This is a genomic window from Bacillus cereus group sp. BfR-BA-01310 (genome assembly GCF_022664325.1).
Taxonomy (GTDB): domain Bacteria; phylum Bacillota; class Bacilli; order Bacillales; family Bacillaceae_G; genus Bacillus_A; species Bacillus_A paramycoides.
This window is the reverse complement of sequence record NZ_JAKUHD010000019.1, coordinates 12,483-28,231: the sequence shown is the minus strand read 5'-3', so window position 1 is coordinate 28,231 and position 15,749 is coordinate 12,483. Positions and strand designations below refer to the sequence as shown.

The following is a 15,749-nucleotide window of genomic DNA, read 5'->3' as shown; positions in this document are numbered from 1 at the left end:
AAATGACAAGAGAGTTCTCTTTAGAAAACACTCGTAATATTGGTATCATGGCTCACATCGATGCTGGTAAAACAACAGCAACTGAGCGTATTCTGTATTACACAGGACGTATTCATAAAATCGGTGAAACTCATGAAGGTGCATCTCAGATGGACTGGATGGAGCAAGAGCAAGAACGTGGTATCACAATTACTTCTGCTGCAACTACAGCACAATGGAAGGGTCACCGTGTAAATATCATTGACACTCCAGGACACGTAGATTTCACAGTAGAAGTAGAACGTTCTTTACGCGTACTTGATGGCGCGGTAGCAGTACTTGATGCACAATCTGGTGTAGAACCACAAACAGAAACTGTTTGGCGTCAGGCTACTACTTATGGCGTACCTCGTATCGTATTCGTTAACAAAATGGATAAGATCGGTGCAGATTTCTTATACTCTGTAGGAACAATCCACGATCGTTTACAAGCAAACGCACATCCAATTCAGTTACCAATCGGTGCTGAAGACGAGTTCAATGGTATCATTGACCTTGTTGAAGAGTGTGCTTACATGTACAGTAACGATTTAGGAACAGACATCGAGCGTGTTGAAATTCCTGAAGAGCACAAAGAACTAGCTGAAGAATACCGTGGAAAACTTATTGAAGCGGTAGCTGAGCTTGATGAAGAAATGATGATGAAGTACCTAGAAGGTGAAGAAATCACTATAGAAGAGCTTAAAGCTGGTATCCGTAAGGCTACAACTTCTGTTGAATTCTTCCCAGTAATCTGTGGTTCTGCATTCAAAAATAAAGGTGTTCAAATTCTGTTAGACGCAGTTATTGACTACTTACCATCTCCATTAGATGTACCTGCTATTAAAGGTACTCTTCCGGATACAGATGAAGCTGTAGAACGTAAGTCTAGCGATGAAGAACCATTCGCAGCTCTAGCATTCAAAATCATGACTGACCCTTATGTTGGTAAGTTAACGTTCTTCCGTGTGTATTCTGGTGTGTTAAACTCTGGATCATACGTGAAAAACTCAACTAAAGGTAAGCGTGAGCGTGTAGGTCGTATCCTACAAATGCACGCTAACAGCCGTGAAGAGATTTCAACAGTTTACGCTGGTGATATCGCTGCTGCTGTAGGTTTAAAAGATACTACTACTGGTGATACTCTTTGTGACGAGAAGAGCCTTGTTATCCTTGAGTCTATGGAATTCCCAGAACCAGTTATCTCTGTAGCTATCGAACCAAAATCTAAAGCTGACCAAGATAAAATGGGTACAGCATTATCTAAGCTTTCTGAAGAAGATCCAACATTCCGTGCTCACACTGACCAAGAAACTGGCCAAACAATCATCGCTGGTATGGGTGAACTTCACCTTGATATCATCGTTGACCGTATGCGCCGTGAATTCAAAGTGGAAGCAAACGTTGGTGCTCCTCAGGTAGCATACCGTGAGACTTTCCGCGCTGCTGCGAAAGTTGAAGGTAAGTTCGCTCGTCAATCTGGTGGTCGTGGACAATTCGGTCACGTTTGGATTGAGTTTGAACCTAATGAAGAAGGTAAAGGATTCGAATTCCAAAACAAGATCGTCGGTGGTGTAGTTCCACGTGAATACATCCCAGCTGTTGGAGCAGGTCTTGAAGATGCACTTAAAAATGGTGTACTAGCTGGTTATCCACTAGTTGACATTAAAGCTGCATTAGTTGACGGATCTTACCATGATGTCGATTCATCTGAGATGGCGTTCAAAATCGCTGCATCTATGGCGCTTAAAGCTGCGGTTTCTAAATGTAGCCCAGTAATTCTTGAGCCAATGATGAAAGTTGAAGTTGTAATTCCTGAAGAGTACATGGGTGACATTATGGGTGACGTAACATCTCGTCGTGGACGTGTAGAAGGTATGGAAGCTCGCGGTAACGCACAAGTTGTTCGCGCTATGGTTCCACTTTCTGAAATGTTCGGTTATGCAACGTCATTACGTTCTAACACTCAAGGACGCGGAACATTCTCAATGACATTTGATCATTATGAAGAAGTACCGAAGTCTGTTTCAGAAGAAATTATTAAAAAAAATAAAGGTGAATAATTGATTTTTATCGATTGTTCAAGTATAACTACTTATGTAAGCTTAGAAAGTGAGGCTTATGTCTCGCTTTCTAGTCTAAATATAAAATAACCTATATAAACTAAGGAGGAATTTAGAATGGCTAAAGCTAAATTCGAACGTTCTAAACCCCATGTTAACATCGGTACAATCGGCCACGTTGACCATGGTAAAACTACATTAACTGCTGCGATCACTACAGTTCTTGCAAAAGCTGGTGGTGCTGAAGCACGCGGATACGATCAAATCGACGCTGCTCCAGAAGAAAGAGAGCGCGGAATCACAATCTCAACTGCACACGTTGAGTACGAAACTGAAACTCGTCACTATGCACACGTTGACTGCCCAGGTCACGCTGACTATGTTAAAAACATGATCACTGGTGCTGCTCAAATGGACGGCGGTATCTTAGTAGTATCTGCTGCTGATGGCCCAATGCCTCAAACACGTGAGCACATCCTTCTTTCTCGTCAAGTAGGTGTTCCTTACATCGTTGTATTCTTAAACAAATGCGACATGGTAGACGACGAAGAATTATTAGAATTAGTTGAAATGGAAGTTCGCGACCTATTATCTGAATACGGATTCCCAGGCGACGATATTCCTGTAATTAAAGGTTCTGCTCTTAAAGCTCTTCAAGGAGAAGCTGAGTGGGAAGAAAAAATCATCGAATTAATGACTGAAGTTGATGCTTACATCCCAACTCCAGAACGTGAAACTGACAAACCATTCTTAATGCCTATCGAGGATGTATTCTCTATCACAGGTCGTGGTACAGTTGCAACTGGTCGTGTTGAGCGCGGAATCGTTAAAGTTGGTGACGTAGTAGAAATTATCGGTCTTGCTGAAGAGAATGCTTCTACAACTGTAACTGGTGTAGAAATGTTCCGTAAACTTCTTGACCAAGCTCAAGCTGGAGACAACATCGGTGCTCTACTTCGTGGGGTTGCTCGTGAAGACATCCAACGTGGACAAGTTCTTGCTAAAACTGGCTCTGTAAAAGCACACGCTAAATTCAAAGCTGAGGTTTTCGTATTATCTAAAGAAGAAGGTGGACGTCATACTCCATTCTTCGCTAACTACCGTCCACAGTTCTACTTCCGTACAACTGACGTAACTGGTATCATCCAATTACCAGAAGGTACTGAAATGGTAATGCCTGGTGACAACATCGAAATGACTATCGAACTTATCGCTCCAATCGCTATCGAAGAGGGAACTAAATTCTCTATTCGTGAAGGTGGACGTACAGTAGGTTACGGTGTAGTTGCAACTATCGTTGAGTAATCTTAACTGATATATAAAACCCAAGGGATCTTCCCTTGGGTTTTTTGTTTGTGTTTATATAATGAATGAGATCATTTTATTTATGTTTTGACGAGTTTCTTCTATAATAATATAAATTCAACAAACTCAAAACCCAAAAACTGTAAAATGAATTCTGTTAGATGAAAACTTGATATTCTTTAAAGTGCCATGTATAATAGCAAAAGTAGAGAAAAGCAGATGCAAACAAAAAGATGCTTGCATCTAGACGAATAACATTGTATAATAGACAATGTTGGTCTTTGACTGCGATGAAGTGGAAGGTTGCTGACACACCCGGCCGCTTTGCCATGGCATGGTGTGGGGAAATTTCCATGGAGAAGGTCTATTTTAGAAATAGGCGAACGAAGGAGGGAAAATAATGGCAAAAGAAAAAATTCGTATCCGTTTAAAAGCTTATGATCACCGTATTCTTGATCAATCAGCTGAGAAAATTGTAGAAACAGCTAAGCGTTCTGGGGCAACAGTTTCTGGTCCGATCCCATTACCAACTGAGAAGACTATTTACACAATTCTTCGTGCTGTTCATAAGTACAAAGATTCTCGTGAGCAATTCGAAATGCGCACACACAAACGTTTAATCGATATCGTGAGTCCTACTCCACAAACAGTAGATTCATTAATGCGTTTAGACTTACCATCTGGTGTAGATATCGAAATCAAACTATAATTTATATAACTTAAAAATGTAGGAGGTGTAACTCATGACCAAAGGAATCTTAGGAAGAAAGATCGGTATGACTCAAGTATTTGCTGAGAACGGTGAGTTAATCCCAGTAACGGTAATCGCTGCTAATCCAAACGTTGTTCTTCAAAAGAAAACAACTGAAACTGATGGCTACAATGCAATCCAGTTAGGATTTGAAGACAAACGTGAAAAGTTAACTAACAAACCTGAACAAGGCCACACTGCTAAAGCATCTACAACTCCTAAGCGCTTCATTCGCGAAATCCGCGATGCAGACGTGGACGGATTAGAGGTTGGTCAAGAGGTAAAAGTTGAAGTTTTCGCTGCAGGTGAAATCGTTGACGTAACAGGAATTTCTAAAGGTAAAGGTTTCCAAGGTGTTATCAAACGCCACGGACAATCTCGCGGACCTATGTCTCATGGTTCTCGCTATCACCGTCGTCCAGGTTCAATGGGCCCAGTTGCTCCGAACCGTGTATTCAAAGGCAAAAAACTTGCTGGACGTATGGGTGGAGACCAAGTCACTATCCAAAACTTAGAAATCGTTCAAGTTGACACTGAGCGCAACTTATTACTAGTAAAAGGTAACGTTCCAGGTGCTAAGAAATCTCTTGTAGTTGTTCAAGGCGCTGTGAAGGTTAGCAAATAATTCACAATAGGAAGGAGGAATTCCAATGCCAAAAGTTACTGTATATAACCAAACTGGTTCACAGGTTGGTGAAATCGAATTAGCTGAAGCTATTTTCGGTATCGAACCAAATGAAGCTGTACTTTTCGAAGCTGTAATGATGCAACGTGCATCTTTACGTCAAGGTACACACAAAGTAAAAACTCGCTCTGAAGTTCGCGGTGGTGGTCGTAAACCATGGCGTCAAAAAGGAACTGGACGTGCTCGTCAAGGTTCTATCCGCTCTCCTCAATGGCGTGGTGGTGGTACGGTATTCGGACCTACACCAAGAAGCTATGCGTACAAACTTCCTAAGAAAGTTCGTCGTTTAGCAATCAAATCTGCATTAGCTACTAAAGTAGTTGAGAACAACATTGTAGTTCTTGAAGACCTAGTGTTAAATGCACCAAAAACAAAAGACATGGTAGCAGTACTTAAAGGATTAACTGTTGAGAAGAAAGCTCTTATCGTAACTGCTGATGCAAACGAATCTGTAGAGTTATCTGCTCGCAATATCCCTGGAGTAACAGTAATCACTGCTGATGGCGTAAACGTGCTAGATGTGCTTCATCATGATAAGCTAATCATGACAAAAGCGGCAGTGGAAAAAGTAGAGGAGGTGCTTGCATAATGAGAGATCCTCGTGATATCATTAAGCGCCCAGTTATCACTGAACGTTCTATGGAAATGATGGCTGAAAAAAAATACACGTTCGACGTGGACGTTAAATCTAATAAAACAGAAGTTAAAGACGCTGTAGAAGCGATCTTTGGTGTTAATGTAGACAAAGTAAACATCATGAACTACAAGCCGAAAGCAAAACGCGTTGGTCGTCACGCTGGTTTTACTAGCCGTCGTCGTAAAGCAATCGTTAAGCTAACTGCTGACAGCAAAGAAATCGAAATCTTCCAAGGCGTTTAATTCTTACTAAAGAAGGAGGGAAATTGAGATGGGAATTAAAAAGTATAATCCAACTACTAACGGTCGTCGTAACATGACTACGAATGATTTCGCTGAAATCACGACTGACAGACCGGAAAAGTCTTTACTTGCTCCTTTAAGCAAAAAGGCTGGTCGTAATAACCAAGGTAAAATTACTGTACGTCATCAAGGTGGCGGACATAAGCGTCAATACCGTATCATCGACTTTAAGCGTAACAAAGATGGAATTCCAGGACGCGTTGCTACGATCGAATACGATCCAAACCGCTCTGCGAATATCGCATTAATTAACTACGTTGACGGTGAAAAACGTTACATTCTTGCTCCTAAAACTTTAGAAGTAGGTATGGAAGTTATGTCTGGCCCAGAGGCTGACATCAAAGTCGGTAACGCATTACCATTAATCAACATTCCAGTAGGTACTGTTGTTCATAACATCGAGCTTAAGCCTGGTCGTGGCGGACAATTAGTTCGTTCTGCTGGTACATCTGCTCAAGTACTTGGTAAAGAAGGTAAATACGTACTTGTACGTTTAACTTCTGGTGAAGTACGTCTTGTATTATCTGCTTGTCGCGCTTCAATCGGTCAAGTAGGTAACGAACAACACGAGCTTATCAAAATCGGTAAAGCTGGTCGCTCTCGCTGGTTAGGTAAACGCCCAACAGTTCGTGGTTCTGTAATGAACCCGGTTGATCACCCACACGGTGGTGGTGAAGGACGTTCTCCAATCGGACGTAAGTCTCCAATGTCTCCATGGGGTAAACCAACTCTTGGATTCAAGACTCGTAAGAAAAACAAAGCGTCTGATAAATTTATCGTTCGTCGTCGTAAAAAATAATGGGATTGTAGTACGGTTCATTTCTAGAACCGTACGCCAATCACGAAGGGAGGCACCAAAATGGCTCGTAGCTTAAAAAAAGGACCATTTGTCGATGATCACTTAATGAGCAAAATGGAAAAATTAGTTGCATCTGAGCAAAAACAAGTTGTTAAAACTTGGTCTCGCCGTTCAACTATCTTCCCTCAGTTCATCGGACACACAATCGCTGTATATGATGGTCGTAAACACGTACCTGTGTACATCACTGAGGATATGGTTGGCCATAAGTTAGGTGAATTCGCACCAACTCGTACGTATAAAGGTCACCTTGCTGACGATAAGAAAACTAGAAGATAATGAGAGGAGGCACTTCAATGCAAGCTAAAGCAGTAGCGAGAACAGTTCGTATTGCTCCTCGTAAAGTTCGTTTAGTAGTAGACTTAATCCGAGGTAAGCAAGTGGGTGAAGCGATTGCTATCCTTAACCACACACCAAAAACTGCTTCTCCAGTTGTAGAAAAAGTTTTAAAATCTGCAATCGCAAATGCAGAGCACAATTATGAGATGGATATTAACAACCTAGTTGTTGAAAAAGTCTTCGTTGACGAAGGTCCAACGTTGAAACGTTTCCGTCCACGTGCAATGGGTCGTGCAAGCCAAATTAACAAACGCACAAGCCACATCACAGTTGTGGTATCAGAAAAGAAGGAGGGATAATCGATGGGTCAGAAGGTTAATCCAATTGGTCTTCGTGTCGGTGTTATCCGTGACTGGGAATCTCGTTGGTTCGCTGAGAAAGATTACGCTACATTATTACATGAAGACATCAAAATCCGTGAGTACATTACTGTACGCTTAAAAGATTCTGCTGTTGCTAAAGTAGAAATCGAACGTGCAGCAAATCGTGTAAATGTTACAATTCACACTGCAAAACCTGGTATGGTAATTGGTAAAGGTGGTACTGAAGTTGAAGCACTTCGTAAAGCACTTAACCAATTAACAGGCAAGCGTGTACACATCAACATTTTAGAAGTTAAGAGAGCTGATCTTAACGCTAAATTAGTAGGCGAAAACATCGCTCGTCAATTAGAAAACCGTGTATCATTCCGTCGTGCACAAAAGCAAGTTATTCAACGTGCTATGCGTGCAGGTGCTAAAGGTATTAAAACACAGGTTTCTGGTCGTCTTGGCGGAGCTGATATCGCTCGTGCAGAATCTTACAGTGAAGGAACTGTTCCACTTCATACACTTCGCGCTGATATTGACTATGCAGCAGTTGAAGCTGATACAACATACGGTAAATTAGGCGTAAAAGTATGGATCTACCGTGGAGAAGTCCTTCCTACAAAAAAGAAAGCTTCTGAGGAAGGAGGAAAATAATATGTTAATGCCAAAACGCGTAAAATATCGTAGAGAGCATCGTGGTAAAATGCGTGGTCGTGCAAAAGGTGGAACTGAAATTGCTTTCGGTGAATTCGGTTTACAAGCACAAGCTGCTTCATGGATTACAAACCGTCAAATCGAAGCTGCTCGTCGTGCAATGACTCGTTACATGAAACGTGGCGGTAAAGTATGGATTAAAATTTTCCCTTCTAAGCCTTACACTGCAAAACCTCTAGAAGTACGTATGGGTTCCGGTAAAGGGGCACCAGAAGGCTGGGTAGCAGTAGTAAAACCTGGGAAAATTATGTTCGAAATCGCGGGTGTATCTGAAGAGGTAGCACGCGAAGCATTACGTCTTGCAGCTCACAAGTTACCTGTGAAATGTAAATTCGTAAAACGTGAAGAAAATGGTGGTGAATCTAATGAAAACTAATGATATTCGTGAATTAACCACTGCCGAAATCGAAACAAAAGTTAAAGCTTTAAAGGAAGAATTGTTCAATCTTCGCTTCCAACTTGCTACAGGACAATTAGAGAATCCAACTCGCATCCGTGAAGTGCGTAAAGCGATTGCTCGCATGAAAACTGTAGTTCGTGAAAGAGAGATCGGAATTAATCGATAAATTGAGGGGAGGTTTGCATAGTGAGCGAACGTAACCAACGCAAAGTTTATACTGGTCGTGTTGTGTCTGATAAAATGGACAAAACGATTACAGTTTTAGTTGAAACTTACAAAACTCATTCCTTGTACGGAAAACGTGTTAAGTATTCTAAAAAGTACAAAGCCCATGATGAGCAAAACCAAGCGAAACTTGGCGATATCGTTAAAATCATGGAAACTCGCCCGCTTTCTGCTACTAAGCGTTTCCGTTTAGTTGAAATCGTTGAAGAAGCGGTTATTATCTAAATAGACGAATCGGAATTTTTAGTCCGAAGGGAGGTTTCATAACATGATCCAACAAGAATCTCGTTTGAAAGTTGCTGACAACTCTGGTGCACGTGAACTTTTAACAATTAAAGTATTAGGCGGCTCTGGTCGTAAATATGCTAACATTGGTGATATTATCGTTGCTACGGTAAAACAAGCAACACCAGGTGGCGTTGTTAAAAAAGGTGACGTTGTTAAGGCAGTAGTGGTACGTACGAAGAGCGGAGCTCGTCGTCCGGACGGTTCTTATATCAAATTTGATGAAAACGCAGCGGTTATCATTAAAGACGATAAGAGCCCACGTGGTACTCGTATCTTCGGACCAGTAGCTCGTGAATTACGTGATAGCAACTTCATGAAGATCGTTTCTTTAGCTCCAGAAGTTCTATAATTTAAGGTATTGCCTTGCTAAGGAGGTGCAGAATTAAGATGCATGTAAAAAAAGGTGATAAAGTACAGGTAATCACTGGTAAAGACAAAGGAAAACAAGGTGTTATCCTTGTGGCTTTCCCAAAGCAAAACCGTGTTATCGTTGAGGGTGTTAACATCGTTAAAAAACACTCTAAGCCATCTCAATTAAATCCACAAGGTGGAATTATTACGAAAGAAGCACCTATTCACGTTTCTAATGTTATGATATTAGATCCGAAAACAGGCGAACCTACTCGCGTAGGCTTCAAAGTAGAAGATGGTAAAAAAGTTCGTATTGCAAAAAAATCTGGTGAATTATTAGATAAATAATTTTCTTAAGAAAGGAGGTCACTTCATTGAATCGCCTTAAAGAGAAGTTCCAAAAGGAAATTACTCCTGCTCTAATGAGCAAGTTTAACTATAAATCTGTGATGGAAGTACCGAAAATCGAAAAGATCGTAATCAACACTGGTGTTGGTGACGCGGTATCTAACTCAAAAGCTTTAGACAATGCAGTAGAAGAATTAACTCAAATCGCAGGTCAAAAACCTGTTGTAACTCGCGCTAAAAAATCAATCGCTGGTTTCCGTCTTCGTGAAGGTATGCCAATCGGTGCGAAAGTAACTTTACGCGGACAACAAATGTATGAGTTCTTCGACAAATTAGTGTCAGTTTCTTTACCACGTGTACGTGATTTCCGTGGTGTTTCTAAGAAATCATTCGATGGTCGTGGGAACTACACATTAGGTGTTAAAGAGCAACTTATTTTCCCTGAGATCGATTATGATAAAGTAAGCAAAGTCCGCGGTATGGACATCGTAATCGTTACTACAGCGAAAACTGATGAAGAAGCTCGTGAACTTTTAACACAATTCGGTATGCCATTCCAAAAATAATGGAAGCCAACGCTAAGTAGAGGAGGCGAAAACGTGGCTAAAAAATCTATGATAGCGAAACAAAAGCGTACTCCTAAGTTTAAAGTACAAGAGTATACACGTTGCGAACGCTGCGGTCGTCCGCATTCTGTATACCGCAAATTTAAACTTTGCCGTATTTGTTTCCGTGAACTTGCATATAAAGGTCAAATTCCTGGTGTTAAAAAAGCTAGTTGGTAAAACCCACAAATGGGAAGGAGGTAAAACACATGGTGATGACAGATCCAATTGCAGACATGCTTACTCGCATCCGTAATGCGAACATGGTACGTCATGAGAAATTAGAGGTTCCTGCTTCTAAAATCAAAAAAGAGATCGCTGAACTTTTAAAACGTGAAGGTTTCATTCGTGATGTAGAATACATCGAGGATAACAAACAAGGTATCCTTCGTATTTTCCTGAAATATGGTGCAAACAATGAACGTGTAATCACTGGATTAAAACGTATCAGTAAACCTGGCTTACGCGTTTACGCTAAAGCTGATGAAGTACCTCGTGTACTTAACGGATTAGGTATCGCTCTTGTTTCTACATCTAAGGGAGTAATGACAGACAAAGACGCTCGTCAATTACAAACTGGTGGAGAAGTAGTAGCATACGTTTGGTAATATATATTTAAAACGAACGGAGGTGTGACCACATGTCTCGTATTGGTAAAAAGATTCTTGAAATCCCTGCAGGTGTTACTATTACAATTGCAGAAGACAATACTGTAACAGTAAAAGGCCCTAAAGGTGAATTAACTCGTACATTCAATGCTGATATGTCTATCAAAATTGAAGAAAATACACTAACAGTTGAGCGTCCATCTGAACAGAAGGAACACCGTGCATTACACGGTACAACTCGTGCTTTAATCGGAAACATGGTTGAAGGTGTAACTGCAGGTTTCGCACGCGGACTTGAATTAGTCGGTGTTGGTTACCGTGCTCAAAAACAAGGAGATAAACTTGTATTAAGCGTAGGTTATTCTCATCCAGTAGAAATGACTCCGGAAGCAGGTCTTGAAGTTGAAGTACCTGCACCAACTAAAATCGTAATTAAAGGTATCGACAAGCAACGTGTTGGCGAATTTGCTGCTAACATCCGTGCTGTACGTGCTCCTGAGCCATATAAAGGTAAAGGTATTCGTTACGAAGGCGAAGTTGTTCGTCGTAAAGAAGGTAAAACTGCTAAGTAAACCCGTTAGGTGAGAGAAAGGAGTGACAAGAATGATCACTAAAGCTGATAAAAATGCGACTCGTAAGAAAAGACATGCGCGTGTACGTGCTAAACTTACTGGTACTGCAGAACGTCCACGTTTAAACGTGTTCCGTTCTAACCAACATATTTACGCTCAAGTTATTGATGATGTAAATGGTGTAACGTTAGTAAGTGCATCTACTCTTGATAAAGACCTTGCTCTTAACGGTACTAGCAATACTGAAGCTGCTACGAAAGTTGGAGAATCAGTTGCTAAGCGTGCTGTAGAGAAAGGCGTTAAAGAAGTAGTATTTGATCGCGGTGGTTACTTATACCATGGCCGTGTTAAAGCTCTAGCTGAAGCTGCTCGTGAGGCTGGATTACAATTTTAATGGTCAAAGGAGGGAAAATTGATGCATCGCATTGACCCAAGTAAATTAGAACTTGAAGAACGTGTAGTTACGATAAATCGTGTCGCGAAAGTTGTTAAGGGTGGTCGTCGTTTCCGCTTTGCTGCACTAGTTGTAGTTGGCGATAAAAACGGTCATGTTGGATTCGGTACTGGTAAAGCACAAGAGGTACCAGACGCAATTCGCAAAGCTATCGAAGACGCTAAGAAAAACTTAATCGCTGTACCATTAGTTGGTACAACAATTCCACACACAATCAACGGTCATTTTGGAGCTGGTGAAGTATTCTTAAAACCTGCTGCTGAAGGTACTGGTGTTATTGCTGGTGGACCTGTTCGTGCGGTACTTGAATTAGCTGGTGTACAAGATATTCTTTCGAAATCTCTTGGTTCTAACACACCAATCAACATGATTCGCGCTACTGTGAACGGATTAAGCGAACTTAAGCGCGCTGAAGATGTTGCAAAATTACGCGGTAAATCTGTAGAAGAGCTACTAGGTTAAGGAGGGAAAACAAATGGCGAAAAAGTTAGAAATTACCCTCACTCGTAGTGTAATTGGTCGTCCACAAGATCAACGTGCGACGGTAGAAGCTTTAGGTCTTAAAAAGTTGAATTCAACTGTAGTTAAGGAAGAAACTCCTGCTATTCTTGGTATGATCAACAAAGTTTCTCACCTTATAACTGTAAAAGAAGCTTAAGGATAACTCATTAATATAAGGAGGTGCCTGGGAATGAAACTTCATGAATTAAAACCTGCAGAAGGTTCTCGTAAAGTACGTAACCGTGTCGGTCGTGGTATCGGTTCTGGTAACGGTAAAACTGCTGGTAAAGGTCATAAAGGACAAAACGCACGTTCTGGCGGCGGTGTTCGTCTTGGCTTCGAAGGTGGTCAAACTCCATTATTCCGTCGTTTACCAAAACGCGGCTTCACAAACATTAACCGTAAAGAGTTTACTATTGTAAACTTATCAACGTTAAATCGTTTTGAAGATGGTACAGAAGTAACACCTGAATTATTGCTGGAAACTGGCGTTATCAGCAAGTTAAACGACGGTGTTAAAATTCTTGCAAGCGGAGCAGTAGAGAAAAAATTAACTGTTAAAGCGCACAAGTTCTCTTCAAGTGCTAAAGAAGCAATTGAAGCAGCTGGCGGATCAGTTGAGGTGATCTAATGTTTCGTACAATCTCCAACTTTATGCGCGTTGCTGAGATAAGACGTAAAATATTATTCACTTTAGCGATGTTAATCGTATTCAGGATTGGCACGTTTATCCCAGTGCCATTTACAAATGGAGACGTACTGAAAGCACAAGACCAATTAAATGCTTTAGGTATCCTAAATACATTTGGCGGTGGCGCCTTGAAAAACTTCTCCATCTTCGCGATGGGAATCATGCCGTATATTACAGCATCCATCATCGTGCAATTATTGCAGATGGATGTTGTTCCTAAATTTTCGGAATGGTCGAAGCAAGGTGAAATGGGCCGTCGTAAACTAACGCAATTCACGCGTTACTTTACAATTGTTCTTGCGTTTATTCAGGGGTTTGGTATGTCAATCGGTTTTAACGGTATGGTAGGTGGACAATTAATTTTGAATCCAGGTTGGAGCACTTATTTATACATTGCTACGGTACTGACTGCTGGTACTGCATTTTTAATGTGGTTAGGTGAACAGATTACAGCTAAAGGTGTAGGTAATGGTATTTCCATCCTTATCTTTGGTGGTATTGCCGCAGCGATCCCAAGTGTTATATCTCAAGTGTATCAACAACAGTTTCAAAATATCGGAGATCAATTGTTCATGAGTATCGTTAAAGTTGCATTGATTTTACTAGCTGTGCTAGCGGTTATTGTTGGTGTTATTTTCATTCAACAGGCTGTTAGAAAGATCCCAATTCAATATGCGAAGCGTGTAACAGGAGGGAATGGGAATCATGCTGGAGCACAAAACACACATTTACCGCTTAAGGTAAATAGTGCGGGTGTTATTCCAGTCATTTTTGCTGTTTCATTCTTAATTACGCCTCCAACTATTGCACAGTTCTTCCCGAAACATGATGTATCGCAGTGGATTATTGCAAACTTTAACTATTCTCACCCAGTGGGAATGATCATATATGTTGCGCTCATTGTAGCCTTCACATATTTCTATGCATTTGTTCAGGTTAATCCAGAGCAAATGTCAGAGAATCTAAATAAGCAAGGTGGATATGTTCCAGGTATTCGTCCGGGTAAGAATACGGAACAATATCTAACAAAAATCTTGTATCGTTTGACCTTTGTAGGATCAATTTTCCTAGCAGCGATTGCAATTCTACCAGTTATCTTTACGAAATTGGGAAATCTTCCTCCATCTGCACAGATTGGTGGAACGAGTATGTTAATCGTTGTCGGCGTTGCTTTAGAAACAATGAAGCAGCTAGAAAGCCAATTAGTAAAACGCCATTACAAAGGGTTTATCAAGCAGTGAGTAAGTGGGAAGAATTATCTTCCCTACATGCTCATGTACTGAGGGGGAACAAGGATGAACTTAATTTTAATGGGGCTTCCTGGTGCTGGTAAAGGTACACAAGCCGAACAGATTGTTGCCAAGTATAACATCCCTCACATCTCAACAGGAGATATGTTCCGTGCAGCTATGAAGGCTGAAACTGAACTTGGTTTACAAGCGAAATCTTTTATTGATAAAGGTGCGCTTGTTCCAGATGAAGTTACAATCGGAATTGTTCGTGAACGTTTAAGTCAAGAAGACTGTATTAAAGGATTCTTACTAGATGGTTTCCCACGAACTGTTGCACAAGCATCAGCTCTTGAAGAGATTATGAAAGATCTTGGCAAAAAAATCGACTATGTTTTAAACATTAATGTGGATTCAGGGTTGTTATTAAAACGCCTTACAGGCCGTCGCATTTGTAAAGAGTGCGGTGCGACTTACCACTTAGAATTCAATCCGCCAGCAAAAGCTGACGTGTGCGATAAATGTGGTGGTGAATTATATCAACGCTCTGATGACAATGAAGAAACTGTAGCAAATCGTCTAGATGTAAATATTAAGCAAACAAAACCTTTGCTTGATTTCTACGAGGAGCTTGGTTACTTACAAAGCATTAATGGTGAGCAAGATATCAATAAAGTATTTGCTGATATCGATGTTCTCATCGGAGGCTTAGCGTAATGATCATCTGCAAAACTCCTCGCGAGATAGAAATCATGCGAGAAGCTGGCAGGATCGTTGCTTTAACTCATCAAGAGTTGAAACAGCATATTACTCCAGGAATTACAACGAAAGAGCTCGATCAAATAGCGGAAAAGACGATTCGAAAATATGGTGCTACGCCATCTTTTAAAGGATACAACGGATTTCCGGGGAGCATATGTGCTTCTGTAAATGAAGAGCTTGTACACGGAATTCCAGGGAAGCGTAAGCTCGAAGAGGGCGATATCATCAGTATCGATATTGGTGCAAAATACAATGGGTACCATGGAGATTCTGCATGGACGTATCCAGTTGGAAACATTTCTGAATCTGTTCAAAAGCTACTTGATGTCACAGAAAAATCGTTGTATCTTGGTCTAGAACAAGTAAAACCAGGCGAAAGATTATCAAATATCTCACATGCGGTTCAAACCCATGCTGAAGAGAATGGATTCTCGATCGTTAGGGAGTATGTTGGTCACGGAATCGGGCAAGACTTACATGAGGCCCCTCAAATCCCGCACTATGGTCCACCAAATAGAGGCCCTAGATTAAAGCCGGGAATGGTCATCTGTGTCGAGCCGATGGTGAATCAAGGAAGACGATATGTAAAAACACTATCTGATGACTGGACAGTGGTAACGGTAGATGGTAAATGGTGTGCCCACTTTGAGCACACGATTGCTCTTACAGAAGCAGGATACGAAATCCTTACCACTTTATAAGTAGCTGGCTCTCCGGTATTTCAGAGCAGTGTA

The 15,749-nt window shown here is 41.0% G+C and carries 26 protein-coding genes; all 26 read left to right on the top strand.

Annotation, left to right across the window (positions count from 1 at the left end; all coding sequences use genetic code 11):
• Positions 1–2: 2 nt before the first annotated feature.
• The 26 genes from fusA (at position 3) to map (ending at position 15,716) form a co-directional block, all read left to right on the top strand.
• Positions 3–2,081 (top strand): elongation factor G, encoded by a 2,079-nt coding sequence (gene fusA / locus MR109_RS24090; RefSeq protein ID WP_242274110.1) that lies wholly within the window; start codon positions 3–5, stop codon positions 2,079–2,081.
• Between the two features lie 117 nt (positions 2,082–2,198).
• Positions 2,199–3,386, top strand: coding sequence for an elongation factor Tu (tuf, locus tag MR109_RS24085; protein ID WP_048374300.1), 1,188 nt, complete (start codon positions 2,199–2,201; stop codon positions 3,384–3,386).
• Positions 3,387–3,786: 400 nt separating this feature from the next.
• The gene (gene rpsJ, locus MR109_RS24080; RefSeq protein WP_001040595.1) at positions 3,787–4,095 is read left to right on the top strand and encodes a 30S ribosomal protein S10; all 309 of its coding nucleotides are present in this window, start codon (positions 3,787–3,789) and stop codon (positions 4,093–4,095) included.
• Positions 4,096–4,129: 34 nt separating this feature from the next.
• A complete protein-coding gene (gene rplC, locus MR109_RS24075) occupies positions 4,130–4,762 on the top strand; it encodes a 50S ribosomal protein L3 (protein ID WP_000160209.1) in 633 nt (210 codons plus the stop codon).
• A gap of 25 nt (positions 4,763–4,787) precedes the next feature.
• A complete protein-coding gene (gene rplD / locus MR109_RS24070; protein WP_001127261.1) occupies positions 4,788–5,411 on the top strand; it encodes a 50S ribosomal protein L4 in 624 nt (207 codons plus the stop codon).
• Positions 5,411–5,701, top strand: a complete 291-nt coding sequence (gene rplW, locus MR109_RS24065) for a 50S ribosomal protein L23 (RefSeq protein WP_001205559.1) — start codon at positions 5,411–5,413, stop codon at positions 5,699–5,701. Before rplD ends, rplW begins: the two co-directional genes overlap by 1 nt.
• A gap of 28 nt (positions 5,702–5,729) precedes the next feature.
• Entirely contained in the window at positions 5,730–6,560 is an 831-nt protein-coding gene (gene rplB / locus MR109_RS24060) for a 50S ribosomal protein L2 (protein ID WP_000511585.1), read from the top strand.
• Positions 6,561–6,620: 60 nt separating this feature from the next.
• On the top strand, positions 6,621–6,899 hold the full coding sequence (rpsS, locus tag MR109_RS24055; protein WP_000124454.1) for a 30S ribosomal protein S19: 279 nt from the start codon (positions 6,621–6,623) through the stop codon (positions 6,897–6,899).
• Between the two features lie 17 nt (positions 6,900–6,916).
• Complete coding sequence (rplV, locus tag MR109_RS24050) at positions 6,917–7,258, top strand: 50S ribosomal protein L22 (RefSeq protein ID WP_001148024.1); 342 nt, start codon at positions 6,917–6,919, stop codon at positions 7,256–7,258.
• 3 nt (positions 7,259–7,261) lie between these two features.
• Entirely contained in the window at positions 7,262–7,921 is a 660-nt protein-coding gene (gene rpsC / locus MR109_RS24045) for a 30S ribosomal protein S3 (RefSeq protein ID WP_000529958.1), read from the top strand.
• A 1-nt stretch (position 7,922) separates the two neighbouring features.
• A complete protein-coding gene (rplP, locus tag MR109_RS24040) occupies positions 7,923–8,357 on the top strand; it encodes a 50S ribosomal protein L16 (RefSeq protein ID WP_000928969.1) in 435 nt (144 codons plus the stop codon).
• Positions 8,347–8,547, top strand: coding sequence for a 50S ribosomal protein L29 (gene rpmC, locus MR109_RS24035; protein ID WP_000855718.1), 201 nt, complete (start codon positions 8,347–8,349; stop codon positions 8,545–8,547). The genes rplP and rpmC overlap by 11 nt, the downstream gene beginning before the upstream one ends.
• A 20-nt stretch (positions 8,548–8,567) precedes the next feature.
• A complete protein-coding gene (rpsQ, locus tag MR109_RS24030) occupies positions 8,568–8,831 on the top strand; it encodes a 30S ribosomal protein S17 (protein ID WP_000004106.1) in 264 nt (87 codons plus the stop codon).
• Positions 8,832–8,874: 43 nt separating this feature from the next.
• The gene (rplN, locus tag MR109_RS24025) at positions 8,875–9,243 is read left to right on the top strand and encodes a 50S ribosomal protein L14 (RefSeq protein ID WP_000615912.1); all 369 of its coding nucleotides are present in this window, start codon (positions 8,875–8,877) and stop codon (positions 9,241–9,243) included.
• Between the two features lie 38 nt (positions 9,244–9,281).
• Positions 9,282–9,593, top strand: coding sequence for a 50S ribosomal protein L24 (gene rplX / locus MR109_RS24020; RefSeq protein WP_000558200.1), 312 nt, complete (start codon positions 9,282–9,284; stop codon positions 9,591–9,593).
• A 26-nt stretch (positions 9,594–9,619) separates the two neighbouring features.
• A complete protein-coding gene (gene rplE / locus MR109_RS24015) occupies positions 9,620–10,159 on the top strand; it encodes a 50S ribosomal protein L5 (protein WP_002091528.1) in 540 nt (179 codons plus the stop codon).
• A 33-nt stretch (positions 10,160–10,192) separates the two neighbouring features.
• On the top strand, positions 10,193–10,378 hold the full coding sequence (gene rpsN, locus MR109_RS24010; RefSeq protein ID WP_001085700.1) for a 30S ribosomal protein S14: 186 nt from the start codon (positions 10,193–10,195) through the stop codon (positions 10,376–10,378).
• 29 nt (positions 10,379–10,407) lie between these two features.
• A complete protein-coding gene (gene rpsH, locus MR109_RS24005; protein ID WP_000245511.1) occupies positions 10,408–10,806 on the top strand; it encodes a 30S ribosomal protein S8 in 399 nt (132 codons plus the stop codon).
• A 32-nt stretch (positions 10,807–10,838) separates the two neighbouring features.
• Complete coding sequence (rplF, locus tag MR109_RS24000) at positions 10,839–11,378, top strand: 50S ribosomal protein L6 (RefSeq protein WP_002115328.1); 540 nt, start codon at positions 10,839–10,841, stop codon at positions 11,376–11,378.
• 31 nt (positions 11,379–11,409) lie between these two features.
• A complete protein-coding gene (gene rplR, locus MR109_RS23995) occupies positions 11,410–11,772 on the top strand; it encodes a 50S ribosomal protein L18 (protein ID WP_000628818.1) in 363 nt (120 codons plus the stop codon).
• Positions 11,773–11,793: 21 nt separating this feature from the next.
• Positions 11,794–12,294 carry a 30S ribosomal protein S5 gene (rpsE, locus tag MR109_RS23990; protein ID WP_000554646.1) on the top strand — a complete coding sequence of 167 codons (501 nt, stop codon included), beginning with the start codon at positions 11,794–11,796 and terminating at the stop codon, positions 12,292–12,294.
• 13 nt (positions 12,295–12,307) lie between these two features.
• Complete coding sequence (rpmD, locus tag MR109_RS23985; protein ID WP_001085231.1) at positions 12,308–12,490, top strand: 50S ribosomal protein L30; 183 nt, start codon at positions 12,308–12,310, stop codon at positions 12,488–12,490.
• A gap of 33 nt (positions 12,491–12,523) precedes the next feature.
• On the top strand, positions 12,524–12,964 hold the full coding sequence (rplO, locus tag MR109_RS23980; RefSeq protein ID WP_000766083.1) for a 50S ribosomal protein L15: 441 nt from the start codon (positions 12,524–12,526) through the stop codon (positions 12,962–12,964).
• Entirely contained in the window at positions 12,964–14,265 is a 1,302-nt protein-coding gene (gene secY, locus MR109_RS23975) for a preprotein translocase subunit SecY (RefSeq protein ID WP_000490118.1), read from the top strand. The genes rplO and secY overlap by 1 nt, the downstream gene beginning before the upstream one ends.
• A 54-nt stretch (positions 14,266–14,319) precedes the next feature.
• Positions 14,320–14,970, top strand: coding sequence for an adenylate kinase (locus MR109_RS23970; RefSeq protein ID WP_025149623.1), 651 nt, complete (start codon positions 14,320–14,322; stop codon positions 14,968–14,970).
• Positions 14,970–15,716 (top strand): type I methionyl aminopeptidase, encoded by a 747-nt coding sequence (gene map, locus MR109_RS23965; protein WP_071717885.1) that lies wholly within the window; start codon positions 14,970–14,972, stop codon positions 15,714–15,716. The genes MR109_RS23970 and map overlap by 1 nt, the downstream gene beginning before the upstream one ends.
• Positions 15,717–15,749 lie beyond the last annotated feature (33 nt).